The sequence below is a fragment of the Anabaena sp. AL93 genome (assembly GCF_001672085.1).
Classification (GTDB): domain Bacteria; phylum Cyanobacteriota; class Cyanobacteriia; order Cyanobacteriales; family Nostocaceae; genus Dolichospermum; species Dolichospermum heterosporum.
Window position 1 is genome coordinate 1 of the sequence record NZ_LJOU01000054.1, and the last position, 25100, is coordinate 25100.

Annotated in this window: 19 protein-coding genes; 9 read left to right on the top strand and 10 right to left on the bottom strand. The window is 40.7% G+C overall.

The window, feature by feature from the left end; genetic code table 11:
- Positions 1-137: 137 nt before the first annotated feature.
- On the bottom strand, positions 138-1535 hold the full coding sequence (gene tig / locus AN486_RS14845; protein ID WP_290601318.1) for a trigger factor: 1398 nt from the start codon (positions 1533-1535) through the stop codon (positions 138-140).
- Between the two features lie 1137 nt (positions 1536-2672).
- Here tig and AN486_RS14850 point away from each other — a divergent pair.
- The 3 genes from AN486_RS14850 (at position 2673) to AN486_RS14860 (ending at position 6713) form a co-directional block, all read left to right on the top strand.
- Positions 2673-3686 (top strand): aspartate-semialdehyde dehydrogenase, encoded by a 1014-nt coding sequence (locus tag AN486_RS14850; protein ID WP_039202646.1) that lies wholly within the window; start codon positions 2673-2675, stop codon positions 3684-3686.
- A 149-nt stretch (positions 3687-3835) separates the two neighbouring features.
- Complete coding sequence (dapA, locus tag AN486_RS14855; protein WP_053540702.1) at positions 3836-4738, top strand: 4-hydroxy-tetrahydrodipicolinate synthase; 903 nt, start codon at positions 3836-3838, stop codon at positions 4736-4738.
- Between the two features lie 208 nt (positions 4739-4946).
- A complete protein-coding gene (locus AN486_RS14860) occupies positions 4947-6713 on the top strand; it encodes a ribonuclease J (protein ID WP_027404845.1) in 1767 nt (588 codons plus the stop codon).
- Positions 6714-6909: 196 nt separating this feature from the next.
- Here the strand turns inward: AN486_RS14860 and AN486_RS14865 are convergent, their stop codons facing one another.
- Positions 6910-7956 (bottom strand): PstS family phosphate ABC transporter substrate-binding protein, encoded by a 1047-nt coding sequence (locus AN486_RS14865; protein WP_053540701.1) that lies wholly within the window; start codon positions 7954-7956, stop codon positions 6910-6912.
- Between the two features lie 682 nt (positions 7957-8638).
- Positions 8639-8830, bottom strand: a complete 192-nt coding sequence (locus AN486_RS14870; RefSeq protein ID WP_199924324.1) for a hypothetical protein — start codon at positions 8828-8830, stop codon at positions 8639-8641.
- Between the two features lie 515 nt (positions 8831-9345).
- Here AN486_RS14870 and AN486_RS14875 point away from each other — a divergent pair.
- Complete coding sequence (locus tag AN486_RS14875) at positions 9346-9723, top strand: Mo-dependent nitrogenase C-terminal domain-containing protein (RefSeq protein WP_053540700.1); 378 nt, start codon at positions 9346-9348, stop codon at positions 9721-9723.
- On the opposite strand, the gene AN486_RS14880 is transcribed toward AN486_RS14875, so the two are convergent.
- Both AN486_RS14880 and AN486_RS14885 read right to left on the bottom strand, forming a co-directional pair.
- On the bottom strand, positions 9720-9860 hold the full coding sequence (locus AN486_RS14880) for an alpha/beta hydrolase (RefSeq protein WP_290601324.1): 141 nt from the start codon (positions 9858-9860) through the stop codon (positions 9720-9722). The two genes, AN486_RS14875 and AN486_RS14880, sit on opposite strands and share 4 nt — an antisense overlap.
- Positions 9861-9864: 4 nt before the next feature.
- Complete coding sequence (locus AN486_RS14885; protein WP_168636271.1) at positions 9865-11712, bottom strand: caspase family protein; 1848 nt, start codon at positions 11710-11712, stop codon at positions 9865-9867.
- Positions 11713-12155: 443 nt separating this feature from the next.
- On the opposite strand from AN486_RS14885, the gene AN486_RS14890 reads away from it, so the two are divergent.
- Together AN486_RS14890 and rpmF are read left to right on the top strand one after the other, a co-directional pair.
- Positions 12156-12602, top strand: coding sequence for a hypothetical protein (locus AN486_RS14890; protein ID WP_053540698.1), 447 nt, complete (start codon positions 12156-12158; stop codon positions 12600-12602).
- 390 nt (positions 12603-12992) lie between these two features.
- Positions 12993-13169, top strand: coding sequence for a 50S ribosomal protein L32 (gene rpmF / locus AN486_RS14895; RefSeq protein ID WP_039202630.1), 177 nt, complete (start codon positions 12993-12995; stop codon positions 13167-13169).
- A 420-nt stretch (positions 13170-13589) separates the two neighbouring features.
- Here rpmF and AN486_RS14900 read toward each other — a convergent pair whose 3' ends face one another.
- Positions 13590-14975 (bottom strand): aldehyde dehydrogenase, encoded by a 1386-nt coding sequence (locus AN486_RS14900; protein WP_027404837.1) that lies wholly within the window; start codon positions 14973-14975, stop codon positions 13590-13592.
- A 163-nt stretch (positions 14976-15138) separates the two neighbouring features.
- Between AN486_RS14900 and AN486_RS14905 the strand changes: the two genes are divergently transcribed.
- Positions 15139-15852 (top strand): rubrerythrin family protein, encoded by a 714-nt coding sequence (locus AN486_RS14905; protein WP_053540696.1) that lies wholly within the window; start codon positions 15139-15141, stop codon positions 15850-15852.
- A 607-nt stretch (positions 15853-16459) separates the two neighbouring features.
- Here AN486_RS14905 and AN486_RS14910 read toward each other — a convergent pair.
- From AN486_RS14910 to metH, 4 genes are all read right to left on the bottom strand, one after another.
- Positions 16460-16714, bottom strand: coding sequence for a hypothetical protein (locus AN486_RS14910; RefSeq protein WP_053540695.1), 255 nt, complete (start codon positions 16712-16714; stop codon positions 16460-16462).
- Positions 16715-16844: 130 nt separating this feature from the next.
- Positions 16845-17483 carry a transaldolase family protein gene (locus AN486_RS14915; protein ID WP_053540694.1) on the bottom strand — a complete coding sequence of 213 codons (639 nt, stop codon included), beginning with the start codon at positions 17481-17483 and terminating at the stop codon, positions 16845-16847.
- 55 nt (positions 17484-17538) lie between these two features.
- Entirely contained in the window at positions 17539-18015 is a 477-nt protein-coding gene (locus tag AN486_RS14920; protein ID WP_053540693.1) for a hypothetical protein, read from the bottom strand.
- Positions 18016-18100: 85 nt separating this feature from the next.
- Entirely contained in the window at positions 18101-21643 is a 3543-nt protein-coding gene (metH, locus tag AN486_RS14925; protein WP_290601329.1) for a methionine synthase, read from the bottom strand.
- A 200-nt stretch (positions 21644-21843) separates the two neighbouring features.
- Between metH and purC the strand changes: the two genes are divergently transcribed.
- The gene (gene purC, locus AN486_RS14930) at positions 21844-22587 is read left to right on the top strand and encodes a phosphoribosylaminoimidazolesuccinocarboxamide synthase (RefSeq protein WP_053540691.1); all 744 of its coding nucleotides are present in this window, start codon (positions 21844-21846) and stop codon (positions 22585-22587) included.
- Between the two features lie 51 nt (positions 22588-22638).
- On the top strand, positions 22639-24987 hold the full coding sequence (locus AN486_RS14935) for a BamA/TamA family outer membrane protein (protein WP_290601331.1): 2349 nt from the start codon (positions 22639-22641) through the stop codon (positions 24985-24987).
- The last annotated feature ends 113 nt before the right edge of the window (positions 24988-25100 follow it).

A 25100-nucleotide genomic window follows, 5' to 3' on the forward strand; every position in this document is an offset into this window, starting at 1 on the left:
GGTAGGGGGAGTTGGGGGTAGATATTTCCTAACTACCAATTACCAATTACCCATTACCCATTACCCATTACCCATTACCCATTACCCATTACCCATTACCCATTACCAATTACCAATTACCAATTACCAATTACCAATTACTCAGGATTACTGGTTTCTGCTTCCTGAACTGCTTCAGTGCTTTCGGTTGCTTCCGCCGCACTTAGAGAACCTTCCGCTACTAGTTCCACAGATGAACGTTCTAGCAACCAATCAACGATTTTTTTGGTTAAAAGTTCTTCTTTAACCACTCCACGCAATCTATTTTCATCCAAATCTTGATCAGGATATTCTGCCATCAATAGGGCGACTCTAGCTTGCACTTCTGCTGTTGCCACTTCAATAGATTCACGTTTGCCAATTTCTTGTAAAGATAGCGTCCGCTTGAGACGTTCTATAGCTTCAGGTTTGGATCTATCACGTAATTGGGGAATAATTTCTTGAGTGAATAGCTTTCTGACATCTATTCCTTGCTCGGACAATTTCATGGCCGTCTGTGACAGCATAGCATCAATTTCTTGATCAATCAGTGTTGTCGGCAAATCTATTTCGACATGGTTGAGTAGTTCTTTGACTAACGCTTCTTGCTGATTGTCTTTGGTTTTATCGGCAGCTTCTTTTTGATACCGTTCTTCTAAGGATGCCCGCAATTGTTCTAAGGTCTCGAAATCGCTGACTGATTGGGCAAAATCGTCGTCCAATTCTGGCAGTTCTTTGGTTTTAATTTCTTTGAGGGTAATGGTAAACAGCGCCGCTTTACCAGATAACTCTTCGTTACCATAAGGATCTGGGAATTGAGCAGATACTTCTTTGGTTTCTCCAGGGTTCATGCCCACTATACCCAAGACAAAACCGGGAATGAACTTATCTTCTTGTAACTCAACTTGAAAATCAGTTCCTTCTCCACCGGGAATTGGTTTGGGTTCACTATCAGGATCATCCCCTTCAGTTTTGGCAATTACACCCTTAAAGTCAATTACTGCCATATCACCGATTTGGGCGGCACGTCCTTCTACGGGGACTAAAGTTGCTGATTTTTCTCTTTGCGCTTCAATAACTGTATCTACTTGGGTAGGATCATACTTGATTTCCTCCGCTTTAACTTCTAAACCAGTGTATTGGTTTAACTTGACTTCTGGGAAGACATCCACAGAAGCGGTAAAAGTCAGGGGTTTTCCTGGTTCATAATTGACAATTAAATCATCAAAGGAAGAACTTAGTTGGGGCTGACCAAGAGTGCTAATTGCTTCTTGTTTAATTGCTTGGTCAATGCCTTCTTGCAGCATTTCTTCTAGGGCGGTTGCTTTGACGCGAAGATTACCGATACGTTGTATTAATATTTGCCGGGGGACTTTGCCTTTGCGAAACCCAGGAATATTTGCGGTATTAGTTAATTTTCTAATAGCTTGCTCGTATTTTTGTTTGGTAATTTCCGGTGTAATTTCTATTTGTAAACCAATTTGACTGGCGGGAAGTTTTTCCTGGGTAACTTTCATGCGTTGTTTCTATTTTTCTGGTATTTTAATCTGCTATCTAAATACTAGACAAGTCTAGACATTTACTTCTACGGGGTATAGGATCGGTTATCCCGACCTAAGTTCACTCGCTGTCTTCTAGACGCGATCATATTCTGAATAGATATCATTCAGACACAAATGCGTGTGAATGTCTTTCAGCAGAGATCCATTTTACTGCAAAAAGTAAAGGACTGAACACTTTATGATATTCTTTCAACATAGTAGCCATAGTTCCGGTAACATAACTTTACAGGCAGGGCTTCTAGCAAATACCCAAATGTTAATTGCCCTTGGTTTTCTTTTTTGCAGTTTGCTGTATAATGGGATATTATACGATAATGTAGTGTCAGTAACTCAGCCATAAAGGGAATGAGCTTGTAAGAAATTGCAAACTGTACTGACCAGTCTAAGTCTTCACTGACTACGTTTTTTGAGTCACGACACCCCGGAATGCGAAGCTAGTTCCCTGCTCTGTCATTTGCAATTAAACAGTTTTAAAGTCACTGAAACAGTGTTGCAAGTCTAAAAAGCTCTTAAAACATTGACGAGGCTAACATCACCCCGAAAGGGAGGCTCTTCGGAGCAAAACATTATGCGTACAGAGTTGGGAAATTTGAATCGGTAATTGTCCCGTTGAAAGTACATCACAAGAGTACCCCGAATTTGCCAACTCCAAGGCGGTAATGAGAAAATATTTAAGGGGGTTAAAACCGCACGAGTCGCTTCCCTCTCAGGTTTGAAGACACTAAGTTTCCCACTTACTGAGTATTCTTATGACAATTTGATTTGCTATGACTTCCATAGCTGTAGAGTGCGATATAAATTAATTTTAACTGCAATATACAGCACTTCCTGGTGTTATGAGGTACAAGAACCCCACCCCCAACCCCCTCCCCGCAAGCGATGAGGGGGCTAGGATGTAACTCATAAGAGCGGAGACCGCTGTAAGCAACAAAGTCTCAAATCTCTCAATAGTCATCAAAAATTGGGATATAATCACGAGAATATGCAAATTTTACTATTGAAAATCTGCTGTTGACAGGAACAACAGAAACATTTGATTTTTTAAGTTGTCCTAAAAAAAGTGCTAGTTACCTCTTAAAGGAGGAGTCGAGTTTGTCTAAGTCCTATCGTGTAGCTATTTTGGGAGCAACTGGTGCTGTAGGTACTGAGTTGCTGGAATTACTAGAAAGCCGAAATTTTCCTCTGGCTGAATTAAAATTGTTGGCATCGCCACGCAGTGCAGGAAAAACACTCAGATTCAAGGGGGAAGAGATCCAAATTGAGGCGGTGAGCGATCGCAGTTTGGCAAACCTAGATATAGTCTTAGCTAGTGCTGGGGGTAGCATCTCCAAAACTTGGGCGAGTGTAGCAGTAGAGAAAGGAGCAGTGGTAATTGATAATTCCAGTGCCTTTCGCATGAACCCGGATGTCCCTTTGGTAGTTCCAGAAGTAAATCCCCAAGCCGCATTTACTCACCAAGGAATTATTGCCAATCCCAACTGTACGACAATTCTCATGTCCTTGGCAGTTTGGCCATTACATCAAGTTAAACCAGTTAAAAGGATTGTCGCTGCCACCTATCAATCGGCTAGTGGTGCTGGGGCGAAGGCAATGGAGGAAGTAAAAATCCAAAGTGACGCTATACTACAAGGAAAGCAACCAGTAGCGGAGATTTTACCTTACCCATTGGCATTTAATTTATTTACCCATAATTCTCCCATGACAACCTGGGGATATTGTGAGGAAGAAATGAAGATGGTGAACGAAACCCGCAAAATCTTTGGTAATCAAGAAATCAGAATTACCGCAACTTGTGTACGGGTTCCCGTACTCCGCGCCCATTCTGAAGCCATTAATCTAGAATTTGAAACACCTTTTGATCCAGATGAGGCTAGAGAAATTTTAAGAACATCCCCTGGGGTGAAATTAGTAGAAGATTGGCAAGCAAATTATTTTCCGATGCCTATAGATGCTAGTGGTAAAGATGAGGTTTTGGTGGGAAGAATTCGCCAGGATATTTCTCATGCTTGCGGTTTAGACTTATGGCTATGCGGCGACCAAATCCGTAAAGGTGCAGCTTTAAATGCAGTGCAAATTGCTGAATTATTACTAGAAAAAATTTACTGAAATTGACTACAGTATAAGTTTAAATTCAGTCATTTGTCATGAATCATTAGATAATCAACAACTGACAACTAACAACTGACAACTGACAACTAACAACTGACAACTAACAACTGACAACTGACAACTAACAAATTAGGAGAGAAAAGAGTGTGGGAGATTTTGGAACAATTGTAACTGCTATGATTACGCCGTTTAAGGCAGACGGTAGTATTAATTATGATGTAGTTGCCAAACTAGCAGATTATCTAGTTAACAACGGTACAGATGCAATAGTGGTATGTGGAACAACAGGCGAATCTCCAACCCTGACTTGGGACGAAGAATATCAATTATTTGTTGAGGTATTGCAAACTGTATCAGGTAAAGCTAAAGTAATTGCTGGTTCTGGTTCTAATGACACCAAAGAAGCGATCGCCGCCACCCAAAAAGCAGCTAAAATAGGAGTATATGGTTCTTTACAAGTAGTTCCCTATTACAACAAACCGCCACAGGCTGGATTATACAAACACTTTCAGGCAATAGCCCAGTCCTGTCCTGACCTGCCAATGATGTTGTATAACATTCCTGGGCGCACGGGACAAAACCTCAGTTCCGAAACAGTGGTAAGATTAGCGGAAATTGATAACATTGTCGCCATTAAAGAAGCCAGTGGTAACTTAGATCAAGTGAGTGAAATCCGTCGCTTGACACCCAAAGAATTTCAGATTTACGCTGGAGATGATTCTTTAACTTTACCAATGTTAGCCATAGGATCTCAAGGGATAGTCAGTGTAGCTTCTCATTTAGTGGGTAATCACATCCAAAAAATGATTCAAGCATGGAAAGTGGGAAATACTCAACTTGCTACTGACATTCATTTGCAATTGTTTCCATTGTTTAAAGCTCTATTTTTAACTACAAATCCCATTCCTGTCAAAGAAGCACTCAAACTGCAAGGTTGGGAAGTAGGTTCAACTCGTCTACCCTTATATGAAGCTGATACGGATGTATCGAAAAAATTAGAGTCAGTAATGCAAAAGCTGAATTTAATCTCAGCCCCAATAGGTGAGTGATTTATAAATAATGTGTACAAATGGTGACTAGATTATCGTCTTAACACTTGTGCTACAACTGAACAATATAAAAATTATTCAGTTTGATGTCAACGAAATCAAATAGGACTTTATAGAAGCTGAATTTAAACAGAAAATTTGGTCTTTTCTTTCATACAAGAAACCGAACTATCAACTGATTCACAACTAACAAAATCTCCAGGAGAAAATGTCTAAAAACGAATCTAATCTCGCTCTGAAAATCATTCCTTTGGGCGGGTTACACGAAATAGGTAAAAATACTTGCGTTTTCGAGTATGAGGACGAAATTATCCTGTTAGATGCAGGATTAGCCTTTCCCACAGAAGCCATGCACGGGGTAAATATTGTATTGCCAGATACAACTTATCTCCGAGAAAATCGCCACAAAATTAAGGGCATGATCGTTACTCATGGTCACGAAGACCATATCGGGGGAATTGCCTTTCACTTAAAGCAATTTGATATTCCGGTGATTCATGGACCTAGACTAGCAATGGCAATGCTAGAGGGTAAATTAGAAGAAGCAGGGGTACGCGATCGCACAGAACTAAGAACAGTCCTCCCCCGTGATGTGGTGAGAATTGGTAAACATTTCTTTGTCGAATATATCCGTAACACCCATTCCATTGCTGATAGCTTTACCGTTGCTATTCATACACCATTGGGCGTAGTTATCCACACAGGAGATTTTAAAATTGATCATACTCCTGTAGATGGTGAAAAGTTTGATTTACAACGTCTGGCAGAACATGGTGAAAAAGGCGTACTTTGCCTTTTGAGTGATTCCACTAACGCAGAATTGCCAGGATTTACACCTTCTGAACGGGCTGTTTTTCCTAACCTTGACCGAGAATTTTCTCACGCTACTGGACGCTTATTTGTCACGACCTTTTCTTCTAGCGTCCATCGCATCAACATGATTCTGCAACTAGCAAGAAAACATAATCGTGTGGTGACAATCGTTGGGCGTTCTATGCTGAATTTAATCGCCCATGCTCGAAATTTAGGTTATATCAAATGCGAAGATAGCCTATTTCAACCGCTGCATACGGTTCGGGGAATGCCAGATGAGAGAGTGCTGATTTTAACCACTGGCTCTCAGGGTGAAACAATGGCAGCGATGACAAGAATTGCCAATAAAGAACACCCCCATATCAAAATTCGCCAAGGAGATACGGTTCTCTTCTCCGCTAACCCTATTCCCGGTAACACAATTGCAGTGGTGAACACCATTGATAAATTGATGATTCAGGGGGCAAAAGTGGTCTATGGACGGGATAAAGGGATTCACGTTTCTGGCCACGGCTGTCAAGAAGAACAAAAGCTGATGATTGCTTTAACTCGTCCTAAGTTCTTTGTGCCATTTCACGGTGAACATCGGATGTTGGTGAAGCATTCGGAAACTGCTCAAAGTATGGGGATTCCAGCAGAAAATATGGTGATTATCCAAAATGGGGATGTCATCGAGTTAACGGAAGATTCTATCCGTGTTGCTGGAAAAGTCCCAGCGGGGATTGAATTGGTGGATACTTCTAGTTCTGGTATGGTGAGTTCTAAGGTGTTGCAAGAACGCCAGCGCATGGCTTCTGAAGGGACTGTGACTATTGCTGCTGCTATTGACTGGAGTGGTAAGCTAATGGCAAAAACTGAAATTCATATGCAGGGTGTTGTGACAAGCATCGAGCGATCGCTCTTACAAAAATGGGTACAACAACGCATTGAGGAAATTCTTAGCGTCCGCTGGACAGAGTTTTCTCCCGTAGAAGGACAACCCGCTGATACAGATTGGGGTGGATTGCAGGAAACTTTAGAACGTGAGTTGGCGCGTTCTATGCGGAGAGAGTTGCAATGTCAACCTTCTTTGACGTTGTTGATGCAAGTTCCTGAAGAACCTGCTGTGAAGGTTTCTGATGGTAGAAGACGACGTACTCGTTCTACTGCGGTTGCTTCTTAAGAGTTAGCTCACGCAAAGGCGCAAAGGCGCAAAGGTGTTTTTTGGCATCTTTGCGCTTTTCAGCCGAACTTAGGGACTTCCAATTAAAAAAATACCCAAAAATTTCTTGTGGTGCAGGCCGAAAAGCCCGCTAATCATCAAGGACGGGCAGGATGCCCATCCCACAAAATTGGGTAATTTATTTTTTGGTGTTCCCTTAGAACTTAGCTTGTTTTTGCAAGACCTGTTCTAGAGTTAAATTAAATTGAGATTTACCCTCAAAAACAGTGCCGACTTTACCTTTGTTAAAATGGATCTTATTTAATTTGTAAGCTTGATCTGTTAAGGGTACATCCCCAATAGCACTGACAAACTCAGGTGCTTTATCCATGTATAATTCTAAAAATTCTCTCATATCTGGTTTTTGCCGCAGAGATTTATAGCTGACATATATAAACAGTGGACGAGAAAGTGGTCGGTATTTTCCCCATTTCACACTTGTCCGCGAAGGCATCACTGCACCAGTACCGCTATCTACAGATAAGGCTTTCAATGTATCTTTGCTAGAGTTGTAATAGGCGTAGGGAATGACAGCTAAGGCGTTGATATCACTGCTAACTTTGCTATCTATGACTTTGTAATTTTTATCAGCTTTATAGTCCTTACGAATAGCCCCTTCTTGTCCTACGGCAATTTGTGTAAAATAGTCAAAAGTGCCTGAATCTTTATCAGGACCATAAAGGTTCAAGGGTTTATTCGGCCAAGTAGGACGAATCTGATTCCATGTAGTAATTTTACCTTCGGCTGATGGTTCCCAGATTTTTTTGAGTTCTGCCAAGGTTATATCCTGCGCCCAATTATTTTGAGAGTTAACTACTATTGTTATTGCATCAAAACCAATGGGTAATTCAAGAAATGTCACGTTATTTTGATTACACTCTTTGATTTCATGAGTATGAATTGGTCGAGAAGCATTGTTAATATCTGTCTCTCCCAAACAAAACTTTTTAAATCCGCTACTAGTACCGGAAGAATTAAGTTCAATTGCTTTTACTGAAGGTGATTTACCATTATTTTTCTGGAAGTTATAATCATTGCTGACTTCTTGGGTAATAGGGTAAACAGTGTCTGAACCATCAATTTTAATAGCTGTTGTTGTCTTATTTGGTTGGGACGGTTGACATGATGATACCAGTGCGGAGAGTCCCACAAGGAAAGTTAGAGAAAATATTGGTTGTAAAAGATTTTTGGTGACAATTTTCATGGCGCTGATTTTAGTAGATGCTAATTTTACTAACAGGGTGTTTGAAAAGTCATGATTGCTGTATCAAATATTCTACCCCTCCCTAACCCTCCCCTTGTGAAGGGGAGGGAACTGGTTTTTCTTATTTCCCCCCTTCATAAGGGGAAAGGGGGGTAAAAATGTGATGAAAATTACGGGATACAACTTTTAAAACATTCTCTAATGGGATAACGTTGTTTCGCTGTTTCCAAGTTATATCAGATCAGTAATTCAGTATGTGCTAATTTAACGAAGTTAAGGAAATTTCGTTAATAACAATTTTGGAAGTCATAGTATAAATGGGTTGTAGCCTTATGCAAAAAAATAACTAAACTTTTCAAACACCCCCTAAAAAGGTATGATCCGTTTTTGAATAAAAATTACATTACCAGATAAAAGCAATGGCAAAAACAGCCAATTTCAGAAAAAATTCTTTAAAATGGTATAAATTTGAAGCAAGCAAAAACTAAGATCAATGTCAATCCATCTAAAGATAGATATTGAAGCATCAGTATTAACTGGAGTTTAGATACCCGTAAGTAATTATAAAAGTGTTATTCTTTAATTGACTGTCTCTGTAGCAAGAATACGCAAAAGTTCTAGGGAATGGGATTTAAGCCTAAAGATAGAGTTAGACTTAAAGTGAGGGGTGTAAAAATTAGGTCTATGGTGTCATTGAGAAAGCAAAGAAGATGCCACAGCCGAAAGTAATAACTATCAATAAGCTTAGAGGACTACGGATACATCTCAGTAGCAATATCGGTGCTTTGCGGAAAAAGCCGACATAGGACAGGTTGGCGTTAATCACCATCATGCTTAACAAAAATACAATACAAAAATACAATGATGTTGGCATCTATGGAATACCACGCTTCCTGCAAATTCAGGACACCCAAAGCTATCAACACAGCGGCACGGACTAAGGCAATAGTGGTACGGTTTATCCATAGGTATGGGATGTAACTGAGAGCTAAACCTGGTTGAGTTAAAGATAATGTGCTGTAAATGGCAAATTTAGCAAAAATTACTGTCTAAAGTTTGCTGTTTGAGAGTATTTTTCCTAATCCTATTTATTGATAATTATTGCTATAATAAGTTTTGTTGCAGTTAACAGAAATCACACCCAAAGGCAGATGTCTTCACTAAAATTTTAACTGTGCCAAGTTACTAGTAAAATTGAATGAACACAGTATTGCTTTTTGGGAAATTATGGTCAGAGTGACTTATTAACATAATAAATTCAACCATAGGAAGCAGTTAATTAGACTTTTTACGGAATTTCTGTAATAATCCTGTTTTTCGGTTTAGGTTCTTGTCATATTACATATTCATCTATGAGGTGAATACCCTCACAACAAAAGAGGAATTACCATGAATGTATCTAAAAATACTAACAAAAACATTTTTCTAGCAAGTTGGATTTCTCTACATCCAGTAGACGCTAGTGAAGCTAATATGACTCCGTTACACCATGTTGCAGCCCAGCCGACTTGGGAATTTTTACGTCCTTTGCGTAATTGGTTGGATAATATTCAGGTGCGCGATCGCCTATTAGCTCATCGTCTCTGTAAATACATTCCGGCTCAGTGTCCATTTGAGCGTGATGTCAAAGTATTTGGTAAAACACTGTTTCACATTCCGCCAATGTGTAAACTTAATCCTTTATACGAAGAAGTAGTAGGTTTGCGATTTAAAGCAATGTGCTATCTAGCTGATACCTGTGGCGAAGACATTTCTCAGTATTGCTAATGGGTAATAGGTAATGGGTAATGGGTAATGGGTAATGGGTAATGGGTAATGGGTAATGGGTAATGGGTAATGGGTAATGGGTAATGGGTAATGGGTAATGGGTAATAGTTTGACAACTGACCACTGACCACTGACAACTGACTAATTCTTTTGCTGTTGCCACTTTTGGATAGCATCCTGAGCATCTTCGTAGGCAATCGTTACTTGTGGGACTAATGCGGCGGTGGCGACAGCAGCTTGAAAATCTCCTTGAGTGGCACGGATTTTGGCTAAATCTAAAATTTTCTCACTCCATTCATTAATTAATGTTTGGGCAATTTCAAATCCAGGTTGTCCTTTTTGAATTTTTTTAGCAACTTCGATGGCGCGATTATAGGTTGATGCCTGTTCAGGAATAATTAAATTTTTAGCTGCATCTAAGAGAGTTTTATTACTTACGTATTGCTTGGCTTCTAGTTGCCATTTTTGAATGACTGTTTGAGATTGGGAATAAAGCGGATCTTTTGTGGTGATTAACTTGGCAATTGTGATGGCGGCTGGATATTTTTTTTGTTGAGCTTGTGCCTGTGCTAATGCCAAAATCATTTGGCACCAGACCTGAATATTTTCCTGAGATTTGGCGTATAGTGGTGCATCCGGGGGGATTCTCTGGGCTTTAGCGATCGCAATGCTTAAATGATTCGGTTGTGTAGGGACAAGCAACATTTTTTCTAGCTCTAAAATCGCTTGATTACGTTTTTTAGAGTCTGTATTGGCACTAATTTGGGCGTTACTAGGATTTTGAGAAGTTTTAAATATTTGGGGAAATTGCAGTTTGCTAGTCTGATTACTAGATACTGTTTTTGAGAAATTTTTAAACCGAAAACTCTCGTGATTACGGAGTAAAAATGTAGCGATTAGCCCTACTATCACCATAGTACCACCACCCCAGATGATAAATTGTTGCCAAATTGGTCGTTCAGATTGCAGGGAAGTATAGGTATTGGCTGTAGTAATAGCGGGAATAAATCTGCCACTGGGCTGGGATTCTGGGGAAGTTGTTAAGGTGTGATTGTTGCTAACAAGTGACTTTGATATGAGTGGGGGGACTAAATTTGCCTCGGTTGTTGTGGGGCTTAAAGTGGTCTCGACTGAGGCATTTTCTGCCCACCAAGCCCTGTTTATGCTGCTAAAGGTGCTATTTTCTATGGGGGGTGCGGTGCGGGTGATAGCAAAACTTTCCGCTGGGAAAATTAGCGCTTCTGAGTTTTCATCTAGTGTCAACGTGGGTAAAATAGCTGGCTCTGGAGAGGGAATGACAGTCATGGGGTTTTGGACTGGTCGCCAGTGGTGTTGACAAAGTTTCGGGGTAAGATAACTTACATAGGCAGCTAAATCAGCAAAGTTGTATCCTTGTCCAGAACCTAAAGCTTCTAATAATGCTGCTGTGAAAAAACCATGACCTAATTCTGTGCTTTCATGGGCAAATTCCTCGGGTTGACAGGAAATAATTGCGCCCATTTGTAGTTCTTGGGCTAATTCGATAATTTCTTGTCCTACGGGGGCATCTGCTTGAGTCCCAAAAGCGCGGTTAATATCTAAGATGAGTAAGACATTGAGTCCGCTAACTTGTAGACTCTGCATGAGCGATCGCACTTCTATACCAGTTTCGGGAACTTGATCGGGATTGCCGGCGACTGGCATTAAATAATCTTGTTCTTTGTGGTTAACCCCATAGCCGCTAAATAACAACCATAGGTAGTCCCCTGGCTGCCAAAGTGTCGCTGCTAATTCTTCTAGCAACAAGAGGATATTTTCTTTTGTTGGATAGGAGGATTGTTCTCCTATGGGGGGCGAGGTATTTGTCATTAACAGGCATTTTTCGGGGAGAAAACCTGCTTGTGTTACCAAAAAATCCTTAATTGCCTCAGCATCGGCTTGAGCGCAACTGAGAGGTTGAAAGAATTGATATTGATCAATGCCGATGGCGATCGCCCAGTAATTTACCATCCCGCTATGAGTCGGTTGTTTGTTTGTTGTTTGCTGAAAATTGCCCTTAGCACGGGGGCGTTAAGCACAAAGCTAACTTATTTTTTATAAGTAGTGAGACGGAATTAATTACACAATGTCATTGCGTAAGCGTGGCGTGGCGTTAGCCATATGGAACGAAGTGAAATGAAGCAATCACAACCCTGGCGATTGCTTCCCTTCGCTCGCAATGACTGTAAATATTTTTGTCCAATTACTTATAGCAGGAGTCACCGAGTCATCGAGTAAAACTCTCTTTTAGACAGCGGTTCATTGCTAATTCATGTCCTTTTGCACCTTGTCCGTTGCTATAGTTTAATTAATTTTCACCTATTGCTGAAATCAGTTGTAGTGGATACAACATAAATAATCGTAAAATACTCGCACTCGATTTCCATGACCTGTCATTCATGAGATAGAAGATTATGTTCAGAATTGATACAATACAATCATTTTCAGTGATCCCCTTTTCAATTATTAGCCAAGTTGGCAAAAAAATCCAGATTATTCATAGTGGAGTCTGGCTGTTATTAGCAGTTCCTTTATGGTTAACGACAGAAGCGATCGCTCCGCAGACTGTCCAAGCTTACACAGCCAGAGTAGATTTGCTGATAGACCGTTTACCAGAGGAAAGCTACGAAACCGTGCTACGAAGGGCAGAATTTACCGCTAGAGCCGCAACTCAACGGAGCTTTGACCAAGATATTTTGGTGACAGAAGTATCTGTTATTATTTCAGCACAAAATCGGGGAGCGATCGCACCAATCTTATCATTAGAAGTCAGTCGCCCTCAATGGCAAAAACTGCCAGATCCCCAAAATTGGACAACTTATTTTAAAACAGCCCGCTTATTACTGTTAATTGATCAGTAGAGTGACATAAGTAGGTGAGCGTTGAAAATTGTCGTTATGGCAAGGCAAAAGGCAAGAGGCAAGAGGCAAGAGTGAAGAGGGTTTAGGCGATTTTACATTTCTTTACACAGTTTGGTTTTATTGTGTTCACCTACTTACTTCCGTACCGCTTTTGCCCAAGTCACTCGATTTTGGATTGACTCCACGTGTAGAGTTGGAAAATTTGGGGTTTGGGATTTACGTTAGGGAAGCGTACGCAGCGCAGCGAGTATTTTTCCGTTCTCAAGGAACGGGAACCCATGCCAACTTGTTTAATCTAAAATCTAAAATCTAAAATCTAAAATTTCCGGTCAAAAGTCAATTAATCGCTTACAATAGGAAGGTTGTCAAGAATCACGATATACCGCTGTCATGGCTGTTCCTAAGAAGAAAACATCAAAATCTAAACGAGATAAACGCCGCGCCACCTGGAGACACAAAGCTGCTGTTGAAGCGCAAAAAGCTATCTCCCTTGGTAAATCAATTTTAAGTGGTCGTTCTAACTTCGTCTATCCAGCAATTGAGGAAGAAGAAACAGAAGAATCTTAGAGAATAATTCAATAGTCTCCAATTCAGGAGTTAGAATAAATTTATACTCGTGACGGCTGAGATTTGAATTTTTACAAGATTACTAAAAACCTAAATGTGTAAGGGTAAAGCAAAAGCTCATTGGTGTCAACTTAACGTAAAACCTCTATCCCGCAAAGAACTCAAGTCATCTCACTCCCAGTCTCTGACTGGGAATGAATTCTAGAAGGCTCTGCCTTCAATAATATTAGAGGCAGAGCCTCATCAACTGCATTCCTAGTCAGAGACTAGGAACTAGATGTGGTAGGGATTTGAGCTTAAGTTGACACCAATGAGCAGCGCTAGACCCCCACATGGAGGATCAAATAATTAAGCCCTTTCGACTGACTCCTGGGCGTATGAGTGACTGGGCGCAAGCCCTGCGCCCCTAATGAATTTTTATTAAATACCAATAATTTTTTTCAACAGCGATAATTTACCTAGATAGGGTGCGTATCGCCAGTTTATATCCAAAGGAAATGAGTTTTGTAAGACACTTTTGTAATGGGAAAAGGTATCAAAACCAGCTTTACCGTGATAGCTACCCATCCCACTATCACCCACACCCCCAAATGGTAAGGAAGAAACAGCAACCTGCATTACTGTGTCATTAATACATACTCCCCCAGATGATGTTTCCTGTAAAATCCGTTTTTGCAGGTTTTTGTTTTGGGAAAATAAATATAAAGCCAGGGGTTTTGGTCTAGAGTTAATTAAAGTAATAGCTTCATTGATATCTGTATATTCAATAATTGGTAAAATCGGTCCAAAAATCTCCTCTTGCATTACCGGATCTGTTAAAGAAACATTTTCCAGTAGCGTGGGGGCAATATAAAGTTCTTCAGGTTTAGTTTCTCCCCCCATAATCACTTCACCACACTTGAGTAAATTTGCTAATCTGTCAAAATGTTTTTGATGAATAATTCTGGCATAATCGGCACTGTTAGCTGGATTTTCCCCATAAAATTCTTGCAGACATTTCTGCAAAGCATTGACTAAATTTGGTTTAATTTTCGTATCTACCAACAAATAATCCGGGGCAATACAAGTTTGTCCAGCATTAATAAATTTACCCCAAATAATGCGTTTGACGGTATGTTCTAGATTAATGTCCGTATCAATGATGCAAGGACTTTTTCCACCCAATTCCAAAGTTACCGGAGTGAGATGTTTGGCAGCAGCTTCCATAACTATTTTACCAATGGCTGTACCACCAGTAAAAAAGATGTGATCAAATTTTTCTGCTAGTAACTTTTGACTCGTTTCCACTGCACCAGGGACAACTGTAATATATTCTGGAGAAAAGTATTTATGAATAAGTTTTGTAATTAAATCCGAAGTCCGCGGTGCGAGTTCTGAAGGTTTAATAATAGTACAATTTCCCGCAGCGATCGCCCCAACCAAAGGTGAGATAATTAACTGAAATGGATAATTCCAAGGTCCAATAATTAAAACTACTCCTAAGGGTTCTGGACATATTTTAGCCGAGTATGGAAATAAATCTAAAGGAACGGCTGCTTTTTTGGGTTTTGTCCAAGTATTGATATGTTTGATGGCATAATCAATTTCTTTATTAACACCGATTTCCGTAGCATAACTCTCAAATTCTGGTTTATTTAAATCAGCTTTTAATGCCTGAATAATTGCTGCTTTATTCTCAATTACTAACTGTTTAAGGACTTTGAGTTGGGCAATCCGAAAAGTAACATCTTTCGTTTTACTACTTTGGAAAAACTGCCGTTGTTTAGCAATAATCTCAGCGTGTTTTGGTAATTCGTTAGTAATCATTGTTAATTAAATCTTAAAGAATGTGTGTAAGGATTCAGGCAACAGAGACCGGGGAAGATAGAAGAAAAATGTTCTTCATCCTTCATGCTTCATTATGAACTTCTGAATTCTTACGAATGTGTTTTAATATTAGGCAACAACCTCTCATCGAGATTCGCAAATTATGGATTTATCCAACTTTACTACACTACAAAATTTAGAATCAGCCTTTGGTGGGGAATCAATGGCTAATCGTAAATACCTATTTTTTGCAGCAGTCGCACGTAAACTAGGGTTTTCCGATTTAGCAAAACTCTTTAAAGAAACAGCAGATCAAGAAACCGAACACGCTTTTGCACATTTTGAATTATTACATCCAGAACTTGTTGTTCAAGATGCAACAGCTTTAACTGATGAACAAAAACGGGAAATCATCTCTCGTTGTTTATCTTTAGCGATCGCAGGCGAAACCTATGAATACACAACCATGTATCCTGAATTTGCTGCTGCTGCTGAACATGATCGAGATCATCCCGCAGCAGCAGAATTTCTCCAACAAGCTCAAGAATCTAGTGATCACGCTAACACATTTCGTGCTGCCGCCCACCGATTTGGGTTGCTTAAATTCATTGAAAATTATCACGCAGATCGCTATACTGAAGCCTTAGAAATCTTGAACGGTGGAGACGCTGTAACTAGAGTTGCTAGTGAAAATCCGCAAACTCAAAAATGGATTTGTAGACAATGCAGCATGATTTATGATCCTGTAACAGGTGATCCAGATTCAGGAATTTTACCAGGTACAGCATTTGCAGATATTCCTGAAGATTGGCATTGTCCTATTTGCGGTGCAACCAAGAAAACTTTTAAACCCCTTGAGGAAAAAGTTGCCGCTTAACAAAAATTAATCTAAGTAAATTCCCCGTCATCTATTGATGCTCCCTCTTCTCTAGTAATGTATAAAATATAGAAGAGGGAGTTATCTAGTGGGTACTGTATGCCAGAAATCAGGGGTAAAACTGGCTTGTTGTCTGGCGTGAATTTAGGGAACACCAAAAAATAAATTACCCAATTTTGTGGGATGGACATCCTGCCCGTCCTTGATGATTAGCGGGCAATTCGCCCCGCACCACAAGAAATTTTTGGGTATTTTTTTAATTGGAAGTTCCTAAGTAGGTGAACACAATAAAACCAAACTGTGTAAAGAAACGTAAAATCGCTGAAAACTTCTTTACTCTTGCCTCTTGCCTCTTGCCTCTTGCCTTGCTATAACGACAATTTTCAACGCCAACCTACTTAATTCTTAAGAAATCGGCAAAAAGTACCCAAAAAAAGAGAGTGGGAGGAGGCATTACCAAGCGCCTTTCTCTCCCACTCTACCATTTGCTGCTGAAGCGATTAGGAACTTTATTCATATAGACGAGAACCGCTAATTAGGGGGGTAATTTGCAGGTTAACGATAACGTCTATACTTAGCAGGTATTCCTATGCAGCAAATACTAATTCTATTTATTTTTTAGACAACCTCTACAAGAGCCTTTTGTTAATTGATTCAGCTTTTTAACAACCCTCTTGTTTTTTGCTTGTCTAATATAATTTAGCCTGGATAATTTCATCGTGGTTGCCAATTTGGCATTTATTTTTATTTTTTTTATTTGTTCATCTCCAACAGTTTTTAACCTATATTTTTCGAGAATAATTAATAGGGGGTCACACCCATCACTCTTGACATAGCTTGATTTCACTGGCTTTAAAGGCATTGTGTCTATGACTATAAACCCGATTTTAAAGTATTCTAATTATGCAAAATGCAGGGTTTCAGGATGAGGGGTGAAACCCTGCATTGATTCACTAACAGTCTTCTCTATATAGGATTGAGGTGAGATCAAGTTAAACTGTTAAACCAATTCCTCCAGCCGCAAAATCAATCACGGTTTGATGGGAAAATTCATGGGTAGCGATCGCTTGCAACATTGTTAAGGGTAGGGTGAGATGATTTGCACCGGCTTGGAGAGATGCGGCTGCTTCCGCTGGTGACTTGATACTAGCTGCTAAAATTTCCACATCACTGCCTTTGAGGATACTGGACATATCGCGGACTAAGGCAATACCGTCTCCTAGCAAGCGTTCTGCCCGATTCACATAGGCGATCGCAATTTTTGCCCCTGCTTCCTTAGCTACAGCGGCTTGTGCGGGGCTGTAAATGCCGGTGACGGAACAGGTAATTTCCGAGGAAAGGGTGGCTACTACCTCAAATCCTAGCGGTGTAGCGGGAATTTTCAAGATGGTTTGAGAACCAATAATTTCAAAGGCTTTTCTCCCTTCGGCTATCATTTTCTCCTGATCTGAAGCTAGGAGTTGATAATATACAGGACCGGAAGTTAAGGAAACTAAGGTTTTGAGGGTGGTTGCCGGTGGGGTGTTAGCTTGCGCTAATAATGTGGGGTTGGTGGTAATACCTTTCACCCAACCCCAATATTTAACAATTTCGGCTTCTGCGGCAATAGCTGAATCTAAATAAAGCGCCATGATCATCCTGATAAATGCCTACCTGGATCACTTTACAGCACCTCAACAATGTTTCCTAATCTGCTATTGCCCAACGGACATAAGGACGAGAACCGGCTATGGTGTTGTAAATAATTGTCTGGGCTGGGGCGTTGATTTTTCGCAAATCTACCCGAAAATAAGCTTTTTTATCTTTAAATTGGACATTGTAAAAATTGTATTCCTGATTACGGGTTTGACCGACACAGGCAGCATAATTACTGCGTAAAGGTGAAACAAATTCTATGAACTGCTTACTAGCAGAAACTAATTTAACTCTATCTGCAAAAGCTGTTGTATTGGCAACAACTGTATGTTCTGCACCACCCTCAAAAGGCAGAGTTATCCACCACAACCCGACTGTTGGCGGACAATTACCACTGCTGCGTTGTACGTTTAGCTTAACATTTGGTTCACTTATGGGACCTGAATTTGTCTGTGCTTGAACTTGTGTTGTCAGAGAAATTGTTCCTGCTGCTAATAAAGAAACAAAAATACTACTAAGTTTTGTCATTGTTCCTAAATGCTTATGGTTATGATAAAGTCCGCCTGCGCGGACTTTATTTGTATACTCCCAGAATTGTATTCTGAGGGATAGATTAAGCCGTGAAATACTTCGCCGCAGGGTGATAAGTAATAATCGCCGTTGTCGACTGTTCAGGATATAATTGCTCACTTTCATCCATGTGCATCTTCATCCTATCAACCCCCAACAACTCCAACTGCTGATACTGATCTTGGATATTCGGACAAGCTGGATAGCCGAAACTATACCGAGAACCTTGATAGCGCTGCGCCAACATATCCCGAATATTGTCCGGTTCAGAATCACCAAAACCTAGCTCCCGGCGGATTCTGGCGTGAGTCCATTCTGCCAAAGCTTCCGCAACCTGGACAGCCATACCATGAAAATACAGATAATCAGTGTATTGATTATTCGCAAATAGCTTTTGGGCAAACTCCGTTGCGACTTCCCCCACAGTCACCGCTTGCATGGGGAAAACATCAGTAATTCCTGATTCTTTTGGTGCAAAGAAATCCGCAATACATAACCTATTCAAAGACCTCTGACGCGGAAACTCAAAACTAGCTCTTACCTCTGCGTCCTCTGCGCCTCTGTGGTTCGTTTCATAAATAAATAAACTATTCCCCACAGATTGACAAGGGAAATATCCATAAATCACTTGAGGATGTAATAAATTCTCCTCAATAATGCGCTGTTTCCATTCTTCCAAAACTGGATAAACCTTATCAGCTAAAAATGCCTGATATTCCTCCTTAGATTGTTCCTTGGGTTTACGAAATTGCCATTGTCCAGCGACCAAAGCTTGCAAATCCAAATACCAGAATAATTCCTCCAAAGAAATATCATCAGGTTGTAAAAACTGCGTTCCCCAAAAAGGTGGTTGCGGACGTTCAATATCTACAGCTACAGCATCAGAACGCCGAGTATCAACCTCTTTTTTAACATCAGAATTATCTATTGTCTGGTGGGCATCTTGCCTGATATTTTCCTCAAAAGATTGATGTCCATTTTCTACAACCTCATCCAAAAATCCCTGCAAATTATCCCAATTACCTGTTGTTTTTGCAGGCATTAACTTATCCATGAAATGCAAATCAGAAAAGGCATCTTTACCATAGACAACCTTACCCTTGTAAGTACCTTGGCAATCTTGATTTACAAATTTAGGAGTTAAAGCTGCACCACCTAAAATTACTGGCACAGTAATTCCCTTTTCATTAAAAGTTTGTAAATTCTCTTTCATGAAAGCGGTAGATTTTACTAACAATCCACTCATGGCAATACAATCAGGTTGATACTGTTCGTAAGCTTGAATAATGTTTTCTACAGATTGCTTAATTCCCAGGTTAATTACCTTGTAACCATTGTTAGATAAAATGATATCTACGAGGTTTTTACCAATATCGTGAACGTCACCTTTAACAGTGGCAATGACAAAAGTTCCTTTCGCATTATTGCCAGATTCCGACTTTTCCATGAACGGTTCTAAATAAGCAACCGCAGCTTTCATGGTTTCGGCAGATTGTAAGACAAAAGGTAATTGCATTTGTCCAGAACCGAACAATTCACCGACAACTTTCATTCCGTCTAACAAGAAAGTATTGATGATTTGTAAAGGAGGATATTGTTCTAAAGCTTTTGTTAATTGGGTTTCTAAACCAATACGTTCACCGTCAATAACATGACGTTTCAAACGTTCTTCAATGGGTAAACTGGCATCAATTCCCGTATTCCGTTTAGTTTTGACTCCGGCAAAAATTGTGGTTAATTCTCCCAAGGGGTCATAAACGCAGACATTACCATCAAATTTACGTTCATCATAAATTAATTGCCGACAAACTTCTTGATGTTGCGGTTCAATCTTAGCCAGTGGTAAAATTTTACTCGCGCTGACAATTGCTGAATCCATGCCCGCTTGCATAGCTTCATGCAAAAACATCGAGTTTAGTACCATCCGCGAGGCGGGATTTAAGCCAAAAGAGATATTGGAAACGCCCAACATCACATGACATCCGGGCAATTCTTGGCGAATACGGCGAATTGATTCAATGGTAGCTTTACCATTGGCTCGATCTTCTTCAATCCCAGTAGAAATCGGTAGAGCTAAAGTATCAAAGAATATTTCTGTAGGCGCAATCCCATATTCTACAGCTTGACGGTAAGCCCGTTGGGCAATTTGAAACTTTTTCTCTGCTGTCCGCGCCATACCATCTTCGTCAATTGTCCCAATAATGACACCAGCACCGTATTTTTTAGCTAATTCTAGCACTTTCAAAAATCGGTCTTCGCCATCTTCATAGTTGGTAGAATTGAGTAAACACTTACCACCAGCTACCTTTAACCCCGCTTCCATTTTTTCCCATTCGGTGGAATCCAGCATTAAAGGTAAAGTTACATTATTGACAACACGAGAAACTAACTCGTGCATATCACGTACGCCGTCACGTCCCACATAATCAACGTTAATATCAAGGATGTGTGCGCCTTCTTTTACCTGACTCCGCGCCATTGAGACTAAACCATCCCAGTCTTCAGCGTTGAGTAAATCACGGCATTTTTTAGAACCACTGGCGTTAAGACGTTCACCGATAATCAAGAAAGAATTTTCTTGTTCATAGGGTTGAGTCGTATAAATTGATGCGGCTGATGGTTCTAAAATTGGTTGTCTAACTTTTGGTTTTAACTCGTGAGCAATTTCCGCCAATTGTTGAATATGTGCTGGTCGTGTCCCACAGCAACCCCCAATCACTTGGACACCTAAATCTTCGATGAAGTGCATTAACGCCATGCGTAATTCTATGGGCGTAAGTCTGTAATGTGCTTGACCGCCAACGTTTTCCGGTAAACCCGCATTGGGAATACAGGAAACTACGAATGGGGAATGTTCTGATAAATACTTGATGTGTGGTTTCATCAAGTCGGGACCAGTGGCGCAATTTAAGCCGAGAATATCAATGGGATAAGATTCGAGAATAGTAACTACGGCGTTGATTTCTGTCCCTACCAGCATTGTCCCCATGCTTTCCATAGTTACAGACACCATTAAGGCTCGTCTTTCGCCTTTTTTGGCAAAAACTTCCTCAATTCCATTCAGTGCGGCTTTAATTTGTAGCACGTCTTGGCAGGTTTCCACGAGGAATAAATCCACACCACCATCAAATAAGGCTTCTGCTTGTTCAGCAAAAGAGGCTTTCATGGTGTCAAAGTCAATATGTCCCAAAGTTGGGAGTTTAGTTGTCGGACCAATAGAACCAGCCACAAATCGGGGTTTTTCCGGGGTGGAAAATTCCGCAGCTACACTTTTGGCAAGTTCGGCGGCTTTTTTCGTGAGATAGTAAGCTTGGTCTGCTAGGTCGTATTCTGCGAGAACGATGGACATAGAGCCAAAGGTATCAGTTTCAATGACATCAGCCCCAGCGGCGAGAAAATCACGGTGAACTTTGGCGACAGCTTCGGGTTTAGTGTGAACTAAATACTCGTTACAGCCTTCATATTGTGCGCCGCCAAAATCTTCAGCGGTGAGGTTTTGGGTTTGCAGGTTGGTTCCCATTGCGCCGTCAAAGACGATAACGGGACGTTCTGGACTATAGAGGTGTTTGAGAAAAGGATGGGTCATATTGTGTGAAAGAATAGAGTTATTTTTGTAATACTAGACTTAATTTATTATCCGTTTACAAACTGAGGTAGTCTAGCTTCAATTGTTGCGTATTATGCAGTGATGTGATCTTACTCAAGAACCACAACAGATTAACCAAAGATAAAATAGTGAAACTTTCAGATTTAAGCAGTCCATTACCGAAAACAGTATCTACTACCATGTCTGTTAATTCTAAACTTTACGAAGGCAAAGCTAAAATTCTTTACGCCACAGATGATCCAGAGATTTTGTTGGCTGATTTTAAAGATGATGCTACAGCCTTTAATGCTCAAAAACGGGGCAGCATTGAAAACAAAGGCATGATTAACTGTAGTATTTCTAGTCAACTGTTCCAACAATTGGCAATGCAGGGGATTAAAACTCATTTTATTGATAGTCCAGCCCCGAATTTGATGAGAGTTAAGGCTGTAAAAATTATCCCCTTAGAAGTGGTGGTCAGAAATATTGCGGCTGGTAGCCTGTGTCAGCAAACTGGGTTAGCACTGGGAACTGTGTTATCACAGCCTTTGGTGGAATTCTATTATAAAGATGATAGTCTAGGTGATCCTCTACTGACAAGCGATCGCCTATTTCTTCTAGAATTAGCCACACCGGAACAAGTTGCTCAAATTACCCATCTTGCCTTGAAAATCAACGAATTTCTGCAACAGTTTTGGGAAAAGTGTCAAATTACCTTAGTGGACTTTAAACTTGAATTTGGCGTAGATTCCCAACAGCAAGTATTATTAGCTGACGAAATTAGTCCCGATACCTGTCGTTTATGGGACATAGCCGAAACCGATACTAACCGTCGAGTTATGGATAAAGACCGTTTTCGTCGTGACTTAGGAAACGTAGAAAATGCCTATCAGGAGGTTTTACAGAGAGTATTAAAAGTAGTAGAAAGTTACAAAACCGAGTAAGTAATTTTTCCAGTGATTAACAAATAATGGTGTGCGGTAGTGAAGAGAAATATGATTAAAAAACATTTAACACCCGGATTAATGGCTATGGTAGCCATTACAGTCCCTTTAGCAATTTCTGTCAAAGCAAACGCCCAAGCTACTGATAGTCACCCACAGACCACAGAAGTTTTGACAGCAGAAACAAACCAGCCAGAAAAACAGCATCCTGTCAAAAGTGATGCTAGTGAAAATCTGACATCCCATGCCTTAATAGTGCCAATAGTTGGAGAAAAAGAATCTAACCAATTTTCCCCCATTGTCAAACTGATCACAGCCAATTCGGCAGCAGTAGACAAAGCATCTGTTATTGTGCCAAAAACCACAATAGTTCCCATTACCGCACAAGTCCCCCAACCAGGGACTACTCAACCCCCCGCGGCTACACCTACTCAAAAAAACTCAACTCCCTCAACAATCAAGACGGAATCTGAAGTTACACCACAACCCACAGTAACTACCCCAGCAAAACCGACCCAACCTCCTGCGGCTGAATCTAGTCCAGAAGCAACGGAAGCCCGTGTACTGGTGTCAGAGGTAGCAATTAAATCAGAAACAGGACAAATCACCCCCGCACTAGAAACCGAAGTTTATAAAGTAGTTCGTACCCAAGCCGGACAAACAACAACCCGTTCCCAACTCCAAGAAGATATTAGTGCAATTTTTAGAACTGGGTTTTTCTCCAACGTCCAAGCATTTCCAGAAGATACCCCTCTTGGTGTGCGAGTCAGTTTTATTGTTACCCCCAATCCCATCCTCTCCAAAGTAGAATTAGAAGCAAATCCTGGGACGGGTGTAGCCTCTGTCCTTCCTGCTGAGACAGCCAACGAAATATTTAGTAATCAGTATGGCAAAATTCTTAACTTGCGGGAACTAAGCGAAGGCATCAAGCAATTAACTAAGCGCTATCAAGATCAAGGTTATGTATTAGCCAACTTAATTGGCGCACCCAAAGTCTCAGACAATGGAGTTGTTACCCTCCAAGTCGCTGAAGGGGTTGTAGAAAGCGTGAAAGTCCGATTCCGTAACAAAGATGGTGAGGACGTAGACGACAAAGGCAACCCAATTCGGGGACGGACAAAGGATTATGTTGTGACGCGAGAATTAGAATTAAAGCCAGGAACGGTATTCAATCGCAATACAGTGCAGAGAGACTTAGCACGGATATATGGATTAGGATTGTTTGAACCACCAGATACTGAACCTATATCCCTTGCCCCTGGTACTGACCCCAGCAAAGTAAATGTCCTAGTCAATGTAATTGAACGTACCAGCGGTTCTATTGCTGCCGGGGCGGGAATCAGTTCCGCCAGTGGTTTATTTGGAACTGTCAGCTATCAGCAGCAAAACTTGGGAGGAAGAAACCAAAAATTAGGGACAGAGGTACAGTTAGGAGAACGAGAACTACTATTTGACCTCCGCTTTACTGATCCCTGGATTGGTGGTGATCCTTATCGAACTTCATATACAACCAATATTTTCCGTCGTCGCTCTATTTCTCTAATTTTTGAAGGCAAAGATAACAACATTGAAACCTTTAATCCTGGTAATATTACGGATACAAATCAACAAGATCGCCCTCGGATTACCCGGTTAGGTGGTGGTGTTACCTTTACTCGTCCCCTTTCTGCCAATCCTTTCAAAAATTCCGAGTGGCTGGCTTCTGCGGGACTACAGTATCAACGGGTTTCTGGTCGTGATGCTGACGGCAATTTAAGGAAGGAAGGGGCAATATTTAATGATAATGGTCAAATCATCAGTGGTAAAATTCCCCTCACCCTTTCGTCTTCTGGGGAAGATGATTTATTACTATTCAAGCTGGATCTCCGCAATAATGCCTTACAACCCACAAAAGGTTCTTTCCTCAGCTTTGGAGTTGATCAATCTGTACCTATAGGTTCAGGTAGTATTTTTATGACTAGGTTACGAGGTAACTATAGTCAGTATCTACCAATTAAATTGATTAGCTTTAGCAAAAAACCGCAAACTTTAGCATTTAACCTCCAAGGCGGAACTATATTTGGGGATGTGCCTCCCTATGAAGCCTTTACTCTGGGTGGTAGTAACTCGGTTCGGGGTTATGACGAAGGCAGATTAGGTACGGGTAGTAAGTATATCCAAGCGGCGGTTGAATATCGCTTCCCTGTGTTCTCTGTGGTCAGTGGCGCACTATTTTTTGATTATGGTAGTGATTTGGGAAGTAGTACCCAATCTGCACAATTGTTAAAGAAAAATGGTAATGGCTATGGCTATGGTGTGGGTTTGCGGATACAGTCTCCACTTGGACCAATTCGTATAGATTATGGTGTCACTGATGAAGGTGATAGTCGGATCAATTTTGGGATTGGAGAAAGATTTTAAATTGGTCGGTGGTCAGTTGTCAGTGGCTAGGAATTTTACTCCTGACTCCTGAATCTTTTTTGGGCGCAGGCCCTGCGCCCCTACCTCCTGACTCCTGTGCCTTAATAATAAGC